Annotated in this window: 19 protein-coding genes and 1 pseudogene; 5 read left to right on the top strand and 15 right to left on the bottom strand. The window is 67.3% G+C overall.

Annotated features, from left to right (window positions below):
• Positions 1 to 208: 208 nt before the first annotated feature.
• Positions 209 to 373, top strand: a pseudogene (locus ABIC25_RS24990) (hypothetical protein); the annotation flags it as partial.
• An 83-nt stretch (positions 374 to 456) separates the two neighbouring features.
• The gene (locus ABIC25_RS24985) at positions 457 to 840 is read left to right on the top strand and encodes a hypothetical protein (protein ID WP_435529123.1); all 384 of its coding nucleotides are present in this window, start codon (positions 457 to 459) and stop codon (positions 838 to 840) included.
• An 81-nt stretch (positions 841 to 921) separates the two neighbouring features.
• Here the strand turns inward: ABIC25_RS24985 and ABIC25_RS22855 are convergent, their stop codons facing one another.
• From ABIC25_RS22855 to ABIC25_RS22840, 4 genes are all read right to left on the bottom strand, one after another.
• A complete protein-coding gene (locus ABIC25_RS22855) occupies positions 922 to 1,530 on the bottom strand; it encodes a trimeric intracellular cation channel family protein (protein WP_101820370.1) in 609 nt (202 codons plus the stop codon).
• Positions 1,531 to 1,648: 118 nt separating this feature from the next.
• On the bottom strand, positions 1,649 to 1,822 hold the full coding sequence (rpmF, locus tag ABIC25_RS22850) for a 50S ribosomal protein L32 (protein WP_004020060.1): 174 nt from the start codon (positions 1,820 to 1,822) through the stop codon (positions 1,649 to 1,651).
• A gap of 178 nt (positions 1,823 to 2,000) precedes the next feature.
• Complete coding sequence (locus ABIC25_RS22845; RefSeq protein WP_354563291.1) at positions 2,001 to 2,927, bottom strand: DUF4190 domain-containing protein; 927 nt, start codon at positions 2,925 to 2,927, stop codon at positions 2,001 to 2,003.
• 152 nt (positions 2,928 to 3,079) lie between these two features.
• Entirely contained in the window at positions 3,080 to 3,844 is a 765-nt protein-coding gene (locus ABIC25_RS22840) for a DUF4190 domain-containing protein (protein ID WP_354563289.1), read from the bottom strand.
• Positions 3,845 to 3,905: 61 nt separating this feature from the next.
• Between ABIC25_RS22840 and ABIC25_RS22835 the strand changes: the two genes are divergently transcribed.
• Entirely contained in the window at positions 3,906 to 4,841 is a 936-nt protein-coding gene (locus ABIC25_RS22835) for an AEC family transporter (protein WP_033203689.1), read from the top strand.
• Between the two features lie 4 nt (positions 4,842 to 4,845).
• Here the strand turns inward: ABIC25_RS22835 and ABIC25_RS22830 are convergent, their stop codons facing one another.
• A complete protein-coding gene (locus ABIC25_RS22830; RefSeq protein WP_004020064.1) occupies positions 4,846 to 5,484 on the bottom strand; it encodes a DUF1707 SHOCT-like domain-containing protein in 639 nt (212 codons plus the stop codon).
• Between the two features lie 396 nt (positions 5,485 to 5,880).
• Between ABIC25_RS22830 and ABIC25_RS22825 the strand changes: the two genes are divergently transcribed.
• Positions 5,881 to 6,384 carry a hypothetical protein gene (locus tag ABIC25_RS22825; protein WP_354563288.1) on the top strand — a complete coding sequence of 168 codons (504 nt, stop codon included), beginning with the start codon at positions 5,881 to 5,883 and terminating at the stop codon, positions 6,382 to 6,384.
• 52 nt (positions 6,385 to 6,436) lie between these two features.
• Here ABIC25_RS22825 and ABIC25_RS22820 read toward each other — a convergent pair whose 3' ends face one another.
• The 10 genes from ABIC25_RS22820 to ABIC25_RS22775 form a co-directional block, all read right to left on the bottom strand.
• Positions 6,437 to 8,440: a vWA domain-containing protein gene (locus ABIC25_RS22820; protein WP_354563286.1), complete on the bottom strand. Its 2,004-nt coding sequence runs from the start codon at positions 8,438 to 8,440 to the stop codon at positions 6,437 to 6,439.
• A 29-nt stretch (positions 8,441 to 8,469) separates the two neighbouring features.
• Positions 8,470 to 9,915 carry a sigma 54-interacting transcriptional regulator gene (locus ABIC25_RS22815; protein WP_004020067.1) on the bottom strand — a complete coding sequence of 482 codons (1,446 nt, stop codon included), beginning with the start codon at positions 9,913 to 9,915 and terminating at the stop codon, positions 8,470 to 8,472.
• A 42-nt stretch (positions 9,916 to 9,957) separates the two neighbouring features.
• Entirely contained in the window at positions 9,958 to 10,536 is a 579-nt protein-coding gene (locus ABIC25_RS22810; protein ID WP_248644934.1) for a maleylpyruvate isomerase family mycothiol-dependent enzyme, read from the bottom strand.
• 10 nt (positions 10,537 to 10,546) lie between these two features.
• Positions 10,547 to 11,041 (bottom strand): SRPBCC domain-containing protein, encoded by a 495-nt coding sequence (locus tag ABIC25_RS22805; RefSeq protein WP_004020069.1) that lies wholly within the window; start codon positions 11,039 to 11,041, stop codon positions 10,547 to 10,549.
• Positions 11,038 to 11,433 carry an ArsR/SmtB family transcription factor gene (locus ABIC25_RS22800; protein WP_248644933.1) on the bottom strand — a complete coding sequence of 132 codons (396 nt, stop codon included), beginning with the start codon at positions 11,431 to 11,433 and terminating at the stop codon, positions 11,038 to 11,040. The genes ABIC25_RS22805 and ABIC25_RS22800 overlap by 4 nt, the downstream gene beginning before the upstream one ends.
• Before the next feature lie 173 nt (positions 11,434 to 11,606).
• Positions 11,607 to 12,512: a TauD/TfdA dioxygenase family protein gene (locus tag ABIC25_RS22795; protein WP_354563284.1), complete on the bottom strand. Its 906-nt coding sequence runs from the start codon at positions 12,510 to 12,512 to the stop codon at positions 11,607 to 11,609.
• A gap of 261 nt (positions 12,513 to 12,773) precedes the next feature.
• Positions 12,774 to 13,595 carry an ABC transporter ATP-binding protein gene (locus ABIC25_RS22790; protein WP_354563282.1) on the bottom strand — a complete coding sequence of 274 codons (822 nt, stop codon included), beginning with the start codon at positions 13,593 to 13,595 and terminating at the stop codon, positions 12,774 to 12,776.
• Entirely contained in the window at positions 13,576 to 14,664 is a 1,089-nt protein-coding gene (locus ABIC25_RS22785) for a taurine ABC transporter substrate-binding protein (RefSeq protein ID WP_435529122.1), read from the bottom strand. The genes ABIC25_RS22790 and ABIC25_RS22785 overlap by 20 nt, the downstream gene beginning before the upstream one ends.
• 5 nt (positions 14,665 to 14,669) lie before the next feature.
• The gene (locus tag ABIC25_RS22780; RefSeq protein WP_033203691.1) at positions 14,670 to 15,536 is read right to left on the bottom strand and encodes an ABC transporter permease; all 867 of its coding nucleotides are present in this window, start codon (positions 15,534 to 15,536) and stop codon (positions 14,670 to 14,672) included.
• A gap of 136 nt (positions 15,537 to 15,672) precedes the next feature.
• On the bottom strand, positions 15,673 to 16,302 hold the full coding sequence (locus ABIC25_RS22775; protein ID WP_354563280.1) for an immunity protein CdiI family protein: 630 nt from the start codon (positions 16,300 to 16,302) through the stop codon (positions 15,673 to 15,675).
• A 415-nt stretch (positions 16,303 to 16,717) separates the two neighbouring features.
• Here ABIC25_RS22775 and ABIC25_RS22770 point away from each other — a divergent pair, with 415 nt between their 5' ends.
• Complete coding sequence (locus ABIC25_RS22770; protein ID WP_354563279.1) at positions 16,718 to 17,980, top strand: HNH endonuclease; 1,263 nt, start codon at positions 16,718 to 16,720, stop codon at positions 17,978 to 17,980.
• Positions 17,981 to 18,216: the final 236 nt, after the last annotated feature.

Raw genomic sequence — 18,216 nt, 5'->3', positions numbered from 1 at the left:
ACGCCTCGAGGGTCTAAGCCCGGTGCAATACCGGACTCAGACCCTCGTGGCGTAACCTCCCGAATTACCAGTCCAACTCCTGGGGACCAGTCCATTAAACCTGGTGGATTCACGGAAATTGGGTGGGTTTGTCGGAAGTTGGGTCCGGACGGGGCGTTCGTGCGTCTGACACGAATGGACCTACGGGCCCGACCTGTCGCAGGTTCATGTGACGTCGCCGAGAGTCGGGAAACGGGCCAGGAACATCGTCAGACATCAGGCCGCCGTCAACCCCCAGGACATCGAGGTCATCGACGGGGTCACGGTGACGTCCATCGAGCGCACGGCGTGCGATGTCGCCCGCCTGGGAACCAACCGGCAGGCCCTCGCGGTGCTCGATGCCGCCCTTCGACGCGATGCCGATCCAGACCGGATGAGACGGATCCTCGACTCGTGCCGAGGATTCAAGGAGTCGAGATGCTTCGCCGAGCGATGGCGCACGCGAACGCGTCGTCGGAAAGCGTCGGCGAATCCCTCAGTCGTGCAATCATGCTCGAGTTCTCCGACCTACCGGTACCGCGACAGCAGGTGGAGATCGTCGACGACCACGGCAGGTTCATCGCTCGCGTCGACTTCTTGCTGACCACCAGGGTGATCGGCGAGTTCGACGGCATGATCAAGTACAGCGGCGGCGTGGGCAACGAGCCCGCCTGGCAGACGGTGGTCAACGAGAAGGCGCGTGAGGACAAGCTGCGTGCGCAGGGGTACATCGTCGTCCGGTGGACCTGGCCGGACCTCGCCGACAAGGCCCGCTTCTACGAGCAGATCACGAAGGCGCTTCGACTCGGCGGATTCGAGTGACCGGCAGACCCACCCTTTTTCCGCAAAGTCACCGCGCTCGGCCCGGGTGGGTCCACGGAAAAGGGGTGGGTTTGCGGGGCGTTACCGTCGCGCAGTCGGAAGCTTCAGCGCGAACCGCAGACTCACCAGCCGGAGACCGGTCGCGAGAACCGACCCGACGACGAGCCAGATCCAGTGCGGCGCAGAGGTATACGTGGCACCGACGGCGACGACGGCGGCACCGAGAACCGCCGGCACGGCGTAGAGGTCGGACGGCTGGAGGAGGAGCGGGACCTCATTGGAGATCACGTCGCGGAGCATCCCGCCGCCGACCGCGGTGAGGAGACCGACGGTCGTCGCGGCGAAGGCGCTCGCCCCGACGTCGAGGGCGATGCTCGCCCCGGTCGCGGCGAAGAGCCCCATCCCGAAGGCGTCGAGCACCAGGATCGACCGGTGCAGAGCGGTGAACGCGGGATGGAAGAAGAAGACGACGAGGCTGGCGATGGTCGCGGTGACGATCGGACCCCATCCGTTGATCGATGCGGGCGGGGTGATCCCGAGGAGTACGTCACGCAGGACCCCGCCGCCGACACCGGTGAGGACGCCGACGGTGATGATCCCCCACATATCGAAGTCCTTGCGGACCCCGAGCATCGCACCCGACGCCGCGAACACCGCGATACCCGCGAAGTTGAGCACGTCGAGCAGCACGAGATCACCTCTGGATCAGGAACAGGGACGACCACCGGCACACGAATGACCGCCCCCGGTGGGACCGGAGGCGGTCATCGGTATGTCAGTGCGGTGCCGGAACGGCGACCGAACGCGGCTAGCGACGGTCCAGGTCGATGAGGCCGGCGCGAGCCGCCTTGACCAGACGACGCGGAATCCGCACGGGGACGCCGTTCACCTTCTCTTCTTGCAGTGCGGGGTTTTCCGCCTTCCACTGCGAACGACGGCTACGGGTGTTCGCCCGCGACATCCGGCGCTTCGGTACAGCCATGGTTGAGCCCTTCTCCTACTGTGGTCTGCGTGGTCGATGGCGACGCCATGCGTCACTGGTCGGCCCCTGAGTGCGCCCGTCGACCCGACGCGGCCGCGGCACACAACTGGACCAGACTACCTGGCGAGGACGTCCAGCTCCAAAATGGCCGACCCATCGGCCTCCGATCGTGCACTTCTCAGAAGTAACTCCACGGCGACTGCAGGTCGGTCAGTGCGATCACCAGCCAGTACGCGATCCACACGACAAGGATGAACGCGCCGATGATGATCGCGGTGAGCGCGATACCGTCGCCGGTCTGTCTTCCGCCCGACGCCGCGATCTGTTTGCGTGCGACGATCCCGAGCACCAGTCCGACGATGCCGCCGATCCCGCTGCACAGCAGACCCAGCAGCGAGGCCACGAGGGCGCCGACGGCCAGTGTGTTGGTCGACGAGCCGTCTGCGCCGCCCTGAGACGGATCGGCGGAGCGCGGTTCGGCCGGACCCTGTTCGGCAGAGCGGCCCTCGCCGGGCGGGGGGAACGGTTGCCCGTGCCGACCCGGAGCAGGCCCCTGCGGGGCCTGGCCGTAACCCGGCGGGGGGCCGTAGCCCGGCCGGCCGGACTGGCCGTGACCCGGGTGCTGACCGTGGCCCGGCTGCTGGACATGACCATGCTGCGGGCCGAATCCCTGCTCCGGACCGAATCCCCGCTCCGGGCCAGGGCCCTGCCGAGGAGGCGGCGGCGGTCCCGGTGGCGGTCCCGAAGGCGGCCGCGTCGAGATCACGCGGGTCGAGCCATAACCGGACGGGGGCGGGCCGGAGGGTGGCGGGCCGCCTGCGGTGGGTGGCGGCGAAACCGGCTGCGCAGACTGCGGATTCGACACGCCGTCGGTGCGGATGACCTGGGTGACACCGTCGGCCGGACTGTGCGACTCGGGAATCTCCGTGTCATCGGGCCCGGCCCCGGGTGTCGAGGTCACCGGAACCGAGTCCGGCGCGGCGTCGGGAACCGACGCCTTCTGGGTCGGTTCCCACGGCGACGGGTCGGTCGCCGAGGAGTCCGTGGGCGGTCTGGGTGATGAGGCCGGATCCGTCGGATCGCTGCCCTCGGTCGGAGTGGTCATCGGATGCCTTTCACCATGCCGCGCCGCAGCAGGACGACGCGGGGAGATGCGTGCACGCCCACCCGGCCGTGCATCTTGCACAGCTTAGTGAAAAGGGGCTCCGAACTGGGCCGAAGTCGATGATCACGACCCCGGAACGGCCCAAGATTCGTTCAGTAGTAGTAGACGGAGTCCGTGGAATTCCCGGCCGCGATGGCCACGATGATGATGGCGACCCACACGATCGCGCCGACGATGGCGAGAGCGCCGGTGATGATCCCGGCGAGTGCCATGCCCGATCCGGTCTGCGTGTCCCCCGCCTGCTCGACCTCGCGTCGGCTCATGACACCGAGGACCACCGCGGCGATGCCGACCGGGAACGAGATGAGGAAGCACGCGGCGAGCATCACCAGCCCGACGATTCCCGAGATCAACGCCCCGATGGCCTTGCCGTTGGTGCTCTTCTGCGGTGGCGCGTATCCGTAACCGCCGCCGTAGGGCGCTGCGCCGTACGGGTTCTGCGACCCGTACGCACTGCCGTAGGCGGGCGCCTGGCCTGCCTGGTACGGATCGTTGTACTGACCGTAGGTTCCGCCGGGCGGTTGCGTGTAGGGGTCCTGGCCCGGCGTCCCGTACCCCTGGCCGCCGGCCGGCGATCCGTAAGCACTTTGGCCGTACTGGTCCTGGCCGTAGACGTTCTGGCCGGACGGGTTCTGCCCGTAGGGGTTCTGGCCGTATGCATTCTGGCCGTAGGGGTCCGACGACGGGCCCGGCTGGTAGGTCTGGCCGTACTCGGTCGGCGCGTACTCCGGAGCGGCACCCTGGCCCTGGTCACCCTTGCTGAGGTTGGGGCCGGAACTGCCCGAGGACCCCGAACTCGGCACCGTACCCCAGTCGTCCTGGCCCTGGCCCGAACCCTGTCCCGGTGGATAACTCACGCACAACCCCCATGTAGATCCGACACAATGTGTTCACCAGCCTAACGACTAGACTCGACCGGTGTCTGGCGTCATCTCCGGCTTCACGGTGATCTTCATTGTAGTCGGGGTGGGTTACGTCCTCGGGCGCACGCGTGTCATCGGCGACCATGCGCACGAAGTCCTGTCCCGCCTGGTGTTCTTCGTCTTCACCCCGGCACTCCTGTTCCACTCGATGGTCACCTCCGACCTGTCGGTCGTCTTCTCGGCGACGCTCGTGATCGCCGGTGGCACCGCATTCCTCATGGGCGTCGTCTACGTGGTGATCGCCAGACTCTGGCTTCGACGCGCGGTCCCCGAACTCGTGATCGGCGGCCTGTCGGCGTCCTACGTGAACAGTGTGAATCTCGGACTGCCGATCGCCATCTTCGTGCTCGACGACGCGTCGTTCATCGCGCCGTTGCTGCTGTTCCAGATCCTGATCTACTCACCGGTGGCACTGCTCGCACTCGATCTCACCGCACTCGACCGCGACTCGGGGCGCTCACTCCTGCGGGACTCCCTGGTCGCCCCGATCACCAATCCGATCGTCGTCGGCGGACTCGCCGGACTGGCTCTCTCGCTGATCGGTTGGACGCCGCCGGCCGCGGTCATGTCGCCGCTGAAGATGCTGGGCGACGCCTCGGTACCCGCGGCCCTGCTCGCGTTCGGGTTGTCGCTGACCGGCGTCGCGGTGTTCAAGAAGGGGCAGAGCCCCCGCCGCGACATCGCGCTGGCGAGTGTTCTGAAGATGATCGTCATGCCGATCACCGTGTACGTGGTCGCCCGCTGGGGCTTCGGACAGCAGGGCGAGGCCCTGTTCGCCCAGGTCGTCATCGCGGCGTTGCCCACGGCACAGAACGTCCTGGTGTACGCCACCCGTTACCGGCGCGGGCAGATCCTCGCCCGGGACACGGCGCTGATCACGACCCTCGCGTCGATTCCGACCATCATGGTGGTCGCGCTCCTGCTCGCGTGACCGGTCAGGCGTCCGGCTCGTCGCGGGGCACGTACTTGACGTCGACGCCGCCCATCAGCGCGAGTCCCGTCACCCGCACGACCGGTGCACCGGGGCGAGACGCCTTCTGCGATCTGCCGCTGAAAGCACCCATGACGCCGAGTCCCCCGATCTCGACGGTGACCCCGTCGGGCACCTTGATCTCGACGCCGCCCATGATCGCCACGCACTGCACCGTCAGTACCGGAGCGGTGAACTCCACCTCCCGCAGGTCGAGTTCGACCCCGCCCATGATGGCGGTGGCGGTGAGCTGATCGGCGACCACCGCTGTCCCCGACAACTCGCTTCCGGACATGATCGCCAGTCGGTGACGGACGGCTGCATCCGAGCTCCCACCTGTCACCCGCGGCCCGGGTGACAAGCTGGCCGCGGGCATGGCGACGCCGAGCTGCGCGACCGGCAGATCGTCGGTCAGTGCATCGAGATCACCGAAGGTCTTGGCGAGCACCGCTTTTCCGGCGCGCTCCTCGTACTCGACAGGTGAGAGACTGCCGTGCGCCATGGCGGCGGAGAGGATCTCGTGGACCAGTTCGCGGTCCGCGTCCGCGGCACGGAGCCGGGCTCGACGGTCGTCGGGAATCGGGAGTTCGCCGGGTTCGGTCACGTCTGCAGACCCTAGTGGGCCGAGTCCTGCTCGACCACCCTGATCTTTCCCGGAGTCGACCCCGAGTGCCGAGCGGGCCGCGCTCTCGTCACGACGACCCGGCTGCCCAACCGGCCGACGAAAGCCCCCGCTGAGCGGCATAATTCGTCAGGTCCGGGCGGGACGGCCGGCCGGCGACCATCGGAGGCGAAGATGAGCCAGCCCCACGACCCGGGCCGGCCCGGCGCAGGCCAGCCGGGACCGACCCCCTCGGGACACCAGTCGCCGTACGGCTCCCCATATCCCCAGCAGCCGCCTATCCCTGGCGGCGGATACGAATCGTCGGGGGGCTTCGGGCAACCCGGCCCCTACGGTGGTTACCCGCCGCCCCCTCCGCCGCGCAAGGACCGCGCCGGGATGCGACGATGGGGAAAGATCCTCACGCTGGTCGGTGTGGTGATCCTGGTCCTGTCCGTCGCGGTGGGGGTGATCCTCGCGGTCGCCGGCATCGGGAACGTGGTCGACCAGGCGGACAAGGCGTTCCAGGTCGATCCCACCGCCGAGCAGTACTACGACGCCGGCGACGAGTTCCAGTTGTTCAGCACCAGCGCCTCGAATGACGTGCCCGCCTGCGAGATCACCGGTCCCGCCGCGCTGGCACCGGGGACGAACACGACAACCGAGTTCACCTTCGACGGCTCCGGAGTCGAATCGTTCGACTCCTTCGAGGTCGTCGAATCCGGCACCTACTCGTTCCGATGCGATTCGCCCGCCGTCGTCGCATCGCTGGACGCATCCGGCATCTTCAGCGGCGTCGGGGGTGTGCTGCTGGCGGTCTTCGGCGGTGGACTCGGTGGTCTGCTCGCGCTGGTGGGCATCGTGCTCTGGATCGTCGCCGGCCGAAAACCGGCGACGGCTTGACGACGCCATCCGTCGTACGTCGTCGCGCGGCGGCGGCGGAGGCTGATCGGAGTCAGCCGCGGCGACGGCCCTTTCGAGCCCGTAGGTAGTCGCCGACCACGGCGGCGCCGAGACCGTCGACACCCGGTGCCACCACGCGTCCGCCGATCCGGCGCGCGATCTGGTCCATGAAATGCGCCAGCCCAGGATCCTCGCCGAGCCGGAAGAACGTGACCTGTGCGCCGATTCGGGCGACATGGTCGAGTTCGCGGACGGTCAGCGCGATGGTCTGCGGGTGCGGTGGATAGAAGAAGAACGGTTCCCCGCTGGGGTCGAGATGCGCGGTCGGCTCACCGTCGGTGACCACCAGGACCACCGGCTGAGCATTCGGGAACCGTCGGAGGTGCCGCTGCGCGAGCAGCAGCGCGTGGTGCAGGTTGGTGCCCTGCTCCATGCGCGGCTGCAGTCCGGTCAGCTCGGCGATGTCGATCGAGCGCGCATACCTGCCGAACGCGATGAGGTGCAGCTCGTCGCTGCGGAAACGGGTGGAGATCAGGTGGTTCAGGGCGATCGCGGTGCGCTTCATCGGCGTCCACCGGCCCTCCATCTCCATCGAGAACGATGTGTCGACGAGGAGCACGACCGCCGCCTGTGTCCGGCTCTCGGTCTCCGAGACCTCGACGTCGCGGACATCGATGCGCACACCCGACCGCGCCATCTCCGAAGTCGCCAAGGACGGCTCGGTGGTCTCGGAGACGGTGCGCAGCACCGCATTCGAGACGGTGCGGGTGACATCCCAGGGATCGGTGTCACCGAACTCCCACTCACGGGAGGCGCCGGTCGGCTCACCCAGCAGCCCGGTCTGGCGGGTCTGGCGATCGCCGCGGCGGCCCGACAGCTGTTCGGCGATGTCCCGGAAGATCGACTGACCGAGCTGACGCATCGCCTTGGGACTCAGGCGCAGCTGCCCGTCGGCGGTGCGGTCGAAGAATCCCTGTTCGGACAGTGCTTTCTCGAGCTCGGCCAGCATCCGGGCGTCGACCGCCGCATCGTCGCCGAGCTGGCGGGCGAGCGCATCCAGGTCGATGTCGTCCATCTGCGCGCCCGCGTACTGCTGCGACAACTGCTCGGAGAGCGCTTCGAGTTCGGAGATGTCACGCAGGGCGGCGGCGCCCTCACCCAGTCCCATCGGCTGATCGCCGGAGAAGGATTGCGCGTTGTCCCAGTCGAGACCGGGCCGGGCCGCCCGGAGTTGCGAATCCATCTGCGCGAGTTGGTTCATCAGGTCGGGCGAGCCGAACGCCTGCTGCGCCAGCTGATCGAGTTCGGCCCGTTGCTCAGGGGTCAGCGAGTTGTAGAACTGTTGCGCCGCGGCCGCCCGCTGGGCGAGCGAATCGATGAGTTCTTCGGTGTTGCGCGGATTCTCCGGGAAGAACTCGCCGTGCTTTTCCATGAACTCGTCGAACGCCTCCGCGGTGTCCTCACCCCGGTTGTGCGCCTCGAGGAGCTTGTTCAGATCCCCGAGCATCTCCGAGATCCGTTGCCGATCCTGCTCGTTCGCACCCTCGAGCGCTTCCTTCATGCCCGCGAAACGTTGATCGAGCAGTTCCCGGCCGAGCAGGTCCTTGATCTTGTCGTAGTCCTCGCGAGCCTGCGGGCTGCGCCAGTCGTACTCCGACAGTTCCTCGACGGCCTGTGCGGTCGAGGGCGGGAGACTGCCGATCTGCATCTCGGCGAACCGGGCGTCGTCGTCGAGGTCACGCGCGAGCTGTTTGCGTTCTTCGAGAACCGCGCGGTCGAGGAGTTCGCGGATCTCGGCGAAGGTGCCGTCGAGGTTCCGCTTCTTCAGCAATTCCTGCCGGCGACGGTTGATCTGTTCGCGCAGCTTGTCGAGTCCTCGCATGTCCGGCGTCCCGCGACGCAGCAGCTCTCGCAGGGCACGCTGCGGCGACGCGCCGGCCATCACGTCCTCGCCGATCGTCTCCAGCGCCTCGCGCAGATCGACCGGCGGCGCCAGCGGGTCGGGCCCGCCGGTGTACCGCTGGTAGCGCGAACGATGGAAGCTCTTGCGCGCCATGTGTTCTCCTCGTTGTCCTAGCGGCGCGTTCAGCCGTAGATCGTCTGTCCGGTCTCGTCGGCCTCTTTGCCGATGCGACGAGCCAGGAACAGGCCCTCGAGGGCCAATTCGACAGCGCTGGCCCGCTCCCCCTCGCTGTCGGCCTCCAGCCGATCGGCGATCTGGTCGAGGACTGCCGCAGTGGTGTCGGGCGACGGGATGGACTCCAGCAGGTCGCCCGCACGCACGCGATCGCCGGTCACGACCGGTTCGCCCTCTTCGAGCGCGGAGACCAACGGCGCCATGTCGATTCCGCCCAGATGTGCCCGCACCGCGTCGGCGATGGACTTGCGCATCAGGTGTTCGAGGATCTCCAGTTCACGACCCTCTTCACCGGACTCGAACTCGATCTTGCCGCGCAGCACCTCGATCACCGACTCCAGATCGACGACGCGTGCGACCGCCTGGTCCTCCCCGGTGACGGTCGCACGGTGAAGTGCGGCCGCGGCAACGGTTTCGGCGCCGGCGATGGAGAATCGGGCCGAGACCCCCGAGCGCTGGTCGATCGAGGGATGATCGCGGGCGTAGCGGGTGAATCGCGCCAGGATCTCGGTGATGAACGTCGGGACGCTGGCGGTGAGGTCGGCCTCCTGCTCGATGACCGACACCTCGTCGTCGAGTTCGAGCGGGTAGTGCGTGCGGATCTCGGCGCCGAAGCGGTCCTTGAGCGGGGTGATGATGCGACCGCGGTTGGTGTAGTCCTCCGGGTTGGCGCTGGCCATCACGAGGACGTCGAGCGGCAGGCGCAGCGTGTAGCCGCGGACCTGGATGTCGCGCTCCTCCATCACGTTGAGCATGGACACCTGGATGCGTTCGGCGAGGTCGGGCAGCTCGTTGATGGCGACGATGCCGCGATGCGCGCGCGGGATGAGCCCGAAGTGGATGGTCTCCGGGTCGCCGAGACTCCGCCCTTCGGCCACCTTCATCGGGTCGATGTCGCCGACGAGATCGGCGACCGAGGTGTCCGGCGTCGCCAGCTTCTCGCTGTATCGCTGGGAACGGTGCCGCCATTCGATCGGCAGGTCGTCGAGGAGGTTGGCAGCTTTCCGGATCGATCCCGGGGTGATCGGCTCATACGGGTGCTCGCCCAGCTCCGAACCCGTGATCACCGGCGTCCACTCGTCGAGGAGGCCGACGAGCGTGCGCAGGATGCGCGTTTTGCCCTGGCCGCGCTCGCCGAGCATCACGACGTCGTGGCCTGCGATCAGCGCACGCTCGAGTTGCGGGATGACGGTCGCCTCGAAGCCCACGATGCCGGGCCAGGGGTCGCGGCCCGCGCGGAGCGCCGACAACAGGTTGTTGCGGATCTCGTCGCGGATGCTGCGCTGCACGTGGCCGCTGGCACGGAGTTCGCCGAGGGTCCGGGGCGACGGGTGGCGGGTTTCGGTCGATTGAGAACCATGGGTGGTGACGTTGTCCTCTGGCACCTGATCCACGCTACTCCGAGTTGGGATCTGCGTCTGCGCCGTTGCGGTCGCCTACCCGGCAGGAGCGGGCGTCCAGGCCGGGTCGCGTCCGATGAAGCCCATCAGCCGGCTCACCACGTCGGCATCGTCGGGCACCTCGACCTTCGGGCCGTACTGGCCCGAGCTGCGCAACATCTCGTCGATGGACGCCATGCCGTCGAGGAGGCGTCGCGCGAATGCCGCGTCGAGGTCGGGTGTCAGTCCCTGCGATCGCGCGAGATCCCAGGTGTGCATGAACACGTCGGCGGTGTAGAACTGGTCGACCGCGTCGGCGAGGCGGTGTTCGCCTGCCATCGGGTGGGTGAATGTGTCCTCGGCCGACGGTCCGTCGAGAAGGGCCTGAACCCCCGACGCATGCGCCGACCACGCCCCGGCCGGGTCGTCGGCGACGGTCGGGCCGGCCGGGAGCTCGACGCCGCCGGCGGCGAGGAACCCGGTGAACCAGTCGACGAGGTGGGCGACGACGTCGCGCGCCACCCATCCGTCGACCGGCGTCGGGGCGTTCCAGTCGGTGACGCCGGCGACGACGTCCGCAAAACCGGCGGCGACGTCACGGTGGCTCGCAGCGGCGTCCAAGTCTGCGATGGTCATGTCCGGGGACTCAGACCGTGCCGTCGGACAGCATGCGGTCGAGGGCGGCGTAGCCCTCGTTGACGCCGACTTCCATGCCGGAGGCGAGCCAGCCGTCGCGGGCTTCGAAACTGTCGCAGAGGGATTGGGCGTGGAGTCGCGTCGTGCCGTCACCGAGGTCCTCGAACCACAGGGTCTCCAGCGACACCGCGTCGGGCATGCCGAGGAACGTGAACGTCTGGACGATCTTGTCCTCGCCGACGGTGTGGAAGCAGCCGCGGAATCCGAACTCCTGTCCCTCGTGGGTGGAGACATAACTCCAGCTGCCGCCGTCACGGACGTCCCACTCGACGATCCGGCTGCTGATCGCCTCCGGCCCTACCCACCGGACGAACAATTCGGGATCGGTGTGGGCCTTCATCAGCTGCGCGGGCGTCCCGCGGAAGTCGCGGGTGATCCGGATCAGCGGCACCTCCTGATCGGCTTCGATGGCGGCCTCGGGATAGCGGGTCTGGGTTGCGGTCATGACGCCTTTCCTTCCTTGTGGAGTGGTTGTTCGACCTCGAGGTCCGGCGCTGTCGGATTGTCGGCCTCGGGGCCGTCGTTCATCTCGGCGAGCAGCGCGTCGAGACGCTGGTAGCGCTCCTCCGCCCGCTTCCGATACCGCTCGATCCACTTGGTCATGAGGTCGAACACCTCGGCTTCCAGATGGACCGGACGGGTTTGGGCCTCCCGGGTGCGGGTCACCATGCCGGCGTCCTCGAGCACCTTCAGATGCTTGGAGACGGCCTGGATGCTGACGTCGTACGGCTCGGCGAGCTGGCTGACCGTCGCATCCGAGACCGCCAGCCGCGCGACCATGTCACGCCGGGTGGGGTCCGCGAGTGCGGCGAACACCTTGGACAACTCGTCTGCCATTCGAACTCCTCAACCGTTTGGTTGAATACGATCGTGCGCCCCTTCGGGGACGTTGTCAACCCCTTGGTTGAATAACCGCCGGGGCGGCTTGGAGAGAACCCCGGGCCCCGCAAACGACAACTCCCACCACCGGCCGGTGGGCCGAGGGTGGGAGTTGTCGAGGGTGGGTGCGGTCAGGCGGGCCCGATGGGCGCCTCGCCACGCAGGGTGATCCGATGCATCACCCTGCGGGCATCGCCGTAGTCGCGGTTCGCGTAGTGCAGCGTGTTCCGGTTGTCCCACAGCACGAGGTCGCCCAGACGCCAGCGGTGACGGACGATGTGCTCGGGCTTGGTGAGATGCGCGTAGAGCAGGTCGAGGATGCCGCGGCTCTCCGCCTCGGAGACACCGTCGATGTGCGAGGTGAAGCCGGGATTGACGAACAACGACTTCCGTCCGGTCTCGGGGTGGATGCGCACCACCGGGTGGGTGACCGGCACCAGCTCGGTGACCTCTTCGCCGTCCCACGTGTTACCGCGGCCGTTGCGTCGCTGCTTGAGGTAGTAACCGAACTCGCGGTTGCCGTCGTGCACGGCCCTGAGTCCGTCGATCATCCGGCGGATCGGCTCCGACAGCGACCGGTACGCGAGCTCGGCGTCCGCCCAATTGGTGTCACCACCGTTGCGCGGCAACACCACTGGGCGGAGGATCGAGCCCATCGGCGGACGCGGCATGAAGGTGACGTCCGTGTGCCAGACGTCGGCGAATCCGTTGTCGGCGCTGTCGAGCGAGTAGACCTCATTGGGGACGTCGCCGCTGTTCCACACCGGGTGCCCGAAGGTGAGGTCGCCCAATCGATTTCCGAATCGGATGTGCGCCGCGTCGTCGAGATCCTGATCGCGCAGGACGATGACCTTGTAGTCGATCAGCGCCTGCCGAAGCGCGGCGACCTGCGCATCGGAAGCGGATGCGACGTCGACGCCGCGGATCTCGGCGCCGAAACTCGGCCCGAACTCGTCGATGTCGAATTCGACTCCGCTGGAGATGGTTCCGGCGTCAGTACGGGAAGCGGTGGCGACGGGGTGTGCGGTGGTGGTCATGAGGATCGTTCTCCGGGTCGAGGAAGGCGAGGGTGGGAGCGGGGTGCGCCGGCGGCGAACCGTGGTGGGAGCCGTCCGCCCAGTTAATCGAGTGGAGAGTGCACTTCCCACCGCCGACCGGACCCCCATGTGACCCCGGAGCGCTCGATGAGCGACCGGGCCTCGTGGCGCGCGGAACGGTGGTGGTGGACACCCGTACTGTCTATCCGTCCGCCGCGCCGCCGGACAGGGTTGAGCCCACGGTGAGGAAAAGGGCGGGCCTCAGGCCACTGCGGCTTCCTTCACGGCGGCTCCGATCTCGGCGCGCAACGCGGCGTACTCCGGCGAACCCCGCAGCTCCTCGGGTTCGACGCCGGTGCGCGGCAACGGCGAGGTGAGATCGAGCGCGACACGTCCGGGACGCTTGGTGAGCACGACGATCCTGCTGCCCAGGAAGGCCGCCTCGTCGGCGCTGTGCGTGACGAAGACGTTGGTGCGTCCGTTGTCGGAACTCACCGCACGCACATCCTCCTGCAACCGTTCTCGCGTCAGTGCGTCCAGCGCCGCGAACGGCTCATCGAGCAGGAGCAGGGAGGTCTCGGCCGCCAGCGCGCGGGCGATCGCGACGCGCTGCTGCTGACCGCCGGAGATCTCCCAGATGCGCCGGTGGGCGGTGTCGTCCAATCCGACCCGTTCGAGGAGTTCGTCCCGGCGCGCCGCCCGTTCGGATTTCGGGACCTTCGCATACTTGAGTGCGAGATCGACGTTGCCGCCCACGGTCTTCCACGGGAACAGACGCGGTTGCTGGAACACGACACCCGAGGACACCCCGGGCACCGGGGCAGCGCCCGAGACCACCACCTCACCCGACGTCGCGGGCTCGAACCCGGCGATCAGCCGCAGGAGGGTGGACTTGCCGCATCCGGATGCACCCACCAGCACCAGGAACTCCCCCGGCGGGACGTCGAGATCGACCGGGCCGACCGCGGTCACCGCGTCCGCACCCGTCCCATACCGCTGGGACACGTTGTGCAGGCGGATCGCGCCGCGCTCACCCGCGGAGCGTCCGGTGTCGACGGTCTGGCTACTGCTGCTCGAGGACACCCGGCAATCCCTCTGTGTAGATGGCATCTCGGAAGGTCTCGATCGGCGGGGCCGCGGGGATCTGCTGCTGCTCGGCGAGGAACACCGCTGCGCTGTGCAGATTCTCGGGCAGATTGCCCGGGTTGCCCTGCGTGCCCAGCCACGTCGGACTCGTGAGCTCCGCGACGGTGAGGTAGGTGCCCTGCTTCAGCTGGTTGGCCGCATCCTCCGGGGTCGTACCCAGTTGCGCGGCGATGGCGTCGGCCGCGGCCTGCGGGTCGTCCTTGATGAGGGTCAGCGCCCGGGCCTGGACCTGACGCCAGGTGTTCACGACGTCGGGGTTCGCCGCGGCGAAGTCACTGGAGACCACCCCGAGGTCGAGCGTGGGCTTGCCGGCGGTGGCCAACTGTCGACTGGCGATGAGAGTCTTTCCGTCCTGGCGCAATTCGTCGAGGGTGGGCAGCCAGGTGTAGACCGCGTCGATGTCGCCGCGTTGCCAGGCGGCCAGCGAGGCCTGCGGTTGCAGGTCGATCAGGTCCACGTCTTTCGGGTTCACGCCGGCCTGGTCGAGCGCGGCGAGCAGGCTGTAGTGGGCGGTGGAGGCGAATGCCGTGGCCACCCGCTTGCCCTTGAGGTCGGCGACGGTGTTGATCCCGGTTCCGTTGCGCGCGACGAGCGCCTCGTTGTCGCCCGCGACATCGAGGACGAAGGCCACCTGGTACGGGATGTTCAAGGGCGCGGACAGTCCGCGGGCCACCGGACTGGAGCCGATGGCGGCGAAGTCGACCTCTTTGGCGACGAATGCGGTGTTGATGTCGGCACCGGAGTCGAACTTGGTCCACTTGATGTTGTAGTCCGGCAGGGCCTCTTCGAGCCAGCCGTTGTTCTTGACGATGAGGTCGCCGCTCGGGAAGGACTGGTAGGCGAGCCGGATCGTCGGCTTGCTGTCGTCGCCGGAGTTGTCGACCGAGCACCCGGCGAGTATCAGCGTCATCGCGGCGATCACCCCGAGCACCGCACCGAACCGCGAACGCAGTCCGTTCGATCGCCCGAGCCGGCTCGAGCCGGTCCCCCTGCGTGTGATTCTCATGTCCCTCAGACCTTTCCGCGCCACGGCACCACTCGGTGCTCGATTGTTCGAAGGAGCCCGTCGATGATCAGTCCGGACAGACCGATGGCGATGATGCCGACCAGTACGACGGGTGTGTTGTTGTAGTTGCTGGCGTCCTTGACCACGCCACCGATTCCGGGAATGCCGTTGAACAACTCGGCCGCGACCACCGAGGAGTAGGCGATGCCGACCGAAAGCCTTACACCGGTGAAGGTCTCGGGCAGCGCCGACGGCACGACGACGTCGCGGATCACCTCGGACCGCGACGCACCGAGCGCGCGGGCAGCCTCGATGAGACCCACCGGCGCGGCACTGACCGCGGCGGTGGTCGCCACCGCGGCAGGCGGCAGCGCGGCCAGGGCCAGCAGCGTGATCTTGGGAGCCTCGTCGATGCCGAGCCAGATGACCAGCAGGAAGAAGTAGGCCAGCGGCGGCAGTGCGCGCAGGAACGTCAGCCACGGTTCGAGCAGTCGCCGGAGCGACACCACCGTTCCCATCGCCAGTCCGAGCAGGACTCCGAGGATCACACCGATGGCCACGCCGGCGAAGACCCGGCGCAGGGTCATGTACAGGTGTTCCCACCAGTAGTAGTCGGCGTAACCGCGGACGCCGTCGTGCGTGGTGGACATGTCGACGAAGGCCTGCCACACCGTGCCGAGACGCGGCACGAAGGTCTCGCTCCAGATCCCGCTCACGGCGACGAGCTGCCACACCGCAGCGAACACCACCACCGACAGCAGCGGGAGTCCCACCCGGGTCAACAGTGATCGCACGCGCGAAGAACCACCGGGCGACGTGCGCTCCGCCCCACCACCCGCTTCTTCCGGGGTGATGTCCACAAACAAGGTCACCGTGCATGTCTAGACATCGCAAACCCCCACGAACAGAGTTTTCGTCGTCGAGAGGAAAACTATCGCCGGATGCATACAAATCCGGCGCGATGTGCTTGTGGCGTGGGGTTTCTCTGGTCGCGTCCGTGTGAATCGCCTAGAACACGAACTGCGCGGCCACCTCGGCAACGCCGGTCAGCGCGGACTGGACGCGAGCATGCAGTGCCAGTCCGGCGGCCGACCACGCCGGTTCGACGTCGAGGTCGGCGTCGTGTGGTCGGGCGTTCCACGCGCCGTTCCACTGGGTCAGCGCCGCTGCCAGCTCGGGGTCGAGGCCCAAGCGCGACGGGTCGGCGGGATAGTTCTCCGTGAAGCTCTCCCAGAGCGGCCCCGCGCCCCACTCGGGGAACATGCGGATGAGCCGGAGTCCGTCGGGGAGCACCACCGGTCGCGACCCTGCGGCGCGGGAGGCGAGGTATCGCATCTGCATATCGGATCGTCTTCTCCGCGCGGCCTGTGTTCGAGCCGGCTGCCGATAGTCGTATCCCGACAGCCACTCCAGACGCTCACCACCGGACGGATTTTCGACGACAGCCAGCGACCACAACTTCCCTTGATCGGTGAAGAAGTAATCGGCGTCCGAGATCACCGTGGTCACATCGCATCCGGAATAGTCGAGGACCTCCGCGCAGTAACCGGACCCGTCGTACTCGAAACCGAAGAGTCTCAACCGCGTCTCACCGCGGGCGTCGCCTCCGCCCGGCCGAGCTGTCTCGGTGTTCGTCATCAATTCACCCCCCCCGAACGGTCAGGGTCTCACAAACGCTCAGCCGCGCGAAACGACAAACCCCCTTCGCGACCGAGGTGCGCGACAAGACACCTCCGCGCCCCGAGGAACGCAAGCGACGAGCCCTCCCCCGCCCCCTGAGGTGCGAGGAGCGCAAGCGACGAGCCCTCCCCCGCCCCCTGAGGTGCGAGGAGCGCAAGCGACGAGCCTCGAAGGGTTCGCAACGGGGTTCAGCCCAAAGATCTCGGACTCAATTGTTCGACAGCGAGCCAAATCCGAGACGGATGGGACAGAAGTTCACCCATGTGAACGATCCACGCATAGTCAACGGGAAACGACGCACAGTCGACGAAATATGGTGCACAGTAGATGATTTCGCGAATATCGGTTGTGGAATTTCCTCGAAATCGAAAGCATGTTCCCGTACAGTGGAGACATGCCAGAGCTCGCCACTCTCCTCGACCACCTCATCGAGACCACCCCGCCCACCGACGACCCCACCGGCGCAGCAACATTCGACGCACTGAACACACTTCGACTCATACGCAATATCGCCGACCACCAGATCGTCACCCACACAGCACAACTCGACGAACTCGGCGTCGCACAAAAGGTCGGCAGCACCACCAAGAAGATGCTGATCGAATCAGGGCACGCACCGAGCTCGGCCCACCGCGTCATGCGCAGCGTCGACGCCCTACCCACCCTCCCCACGCTTGCTCGTCACGCCGCCGACGGACGACTCACCGCCGAAATCGTCGACGCCATCATCCGCGGAGTGAACCACATTGAAAAGCGGTGCTCGGCACCTCTTTCCGACGAAGACAAGACGGCGCACGAAATCGAGCTCCTCGGCCAAGCACTCTCCGGGGCAACGCCGACACAAGTCCTCCAACACGCCCGCACCATCGGCAACACCCTCACCGACGCCGACGACACCGGCATCCCCACCGCCGACGACTCATCCTTGAACTCGGTCAGCGCCCACACCACCGACGACGGACGCATCGACATCCGCGCCGACCTCACACAAGTCGTCGGCGAGAAGTTCCTGGCCATGATCGACGAACGATCCTGCCCACGCCCCGAACCCGACGGCGCCCAGGATCGACGCACCGCGGAACAACGCCGCGCCGACGCCTTCGAGCTGATCCTCGACCAAGCAGCACTCGGAGCCACCCTCGACACCGTTGGTTCCCCACGGACACAACTCATGCTCACAATCCCCGCCACCGGCGCCGACCCAGCCACCCTGCCCTGGACCGGATCCGTCAGCCATGCAACAGCGAAACAGCTGTCGTGCGACGGGTCGCTGACCGAAATCGTCCTCGATACTGAAGGCGTACCCCTGCAGATGGGACACACCCACCGCCTGTTCCCACCACACCTACGACGAGCGATGATCGTGCGAGACCAGTGCTGCATCAAATGCGGTGCACCACCGTCACACACCCAGGTGCATCACATCGAGCACTGGGCCGACGGCGGACCCACCGACCTCGACAACGGCTGCCTGCTCTGCCAACGCTGCCACACCCAAGTCCACCACCACGGGTGGGACATCGTCATCGGCTACGACCGCCATCCCTGGCTCATCCCACCCGCCTCGATCGACCCACAACGCCGACCACTCCACGCCTACAACCGACGCACCATGCGACTCGACAACGCCGCCTGACACTCCCAATCGACCAGAACCCTCGCGCAGCACCTTCCGCACCCGATGCTTGCTCGGGACCGCATCCGTCCTTTGACAACTGCACAGTGACACAACAGTCGGCTCCGTTCCCGGTCGAATCGTCGGCCGGGAACGGGCCGCACTGCGAATTCTCGTCGCTACTCCGTCCTCGCCACCAGGAGCATCAGCGGGTGCCGGCGAGTCCGCGGTTCTCCCGCATCAGGCAGCAGCGGGGC

It is taken from the genome of Gordonia sp. PvP123, from assembly GCF_040547295.1.
GTDB classification, from domain to species: domain Bacteria; phylum Actinomycetota; class Actinomycetes; order Mycobacteriales; family Mycobacteriaceae; genus Gordonia; species Gordonia terrae.
This window is presented reverse-complemented; position numbering and strand designations above follow the sequence as displayed.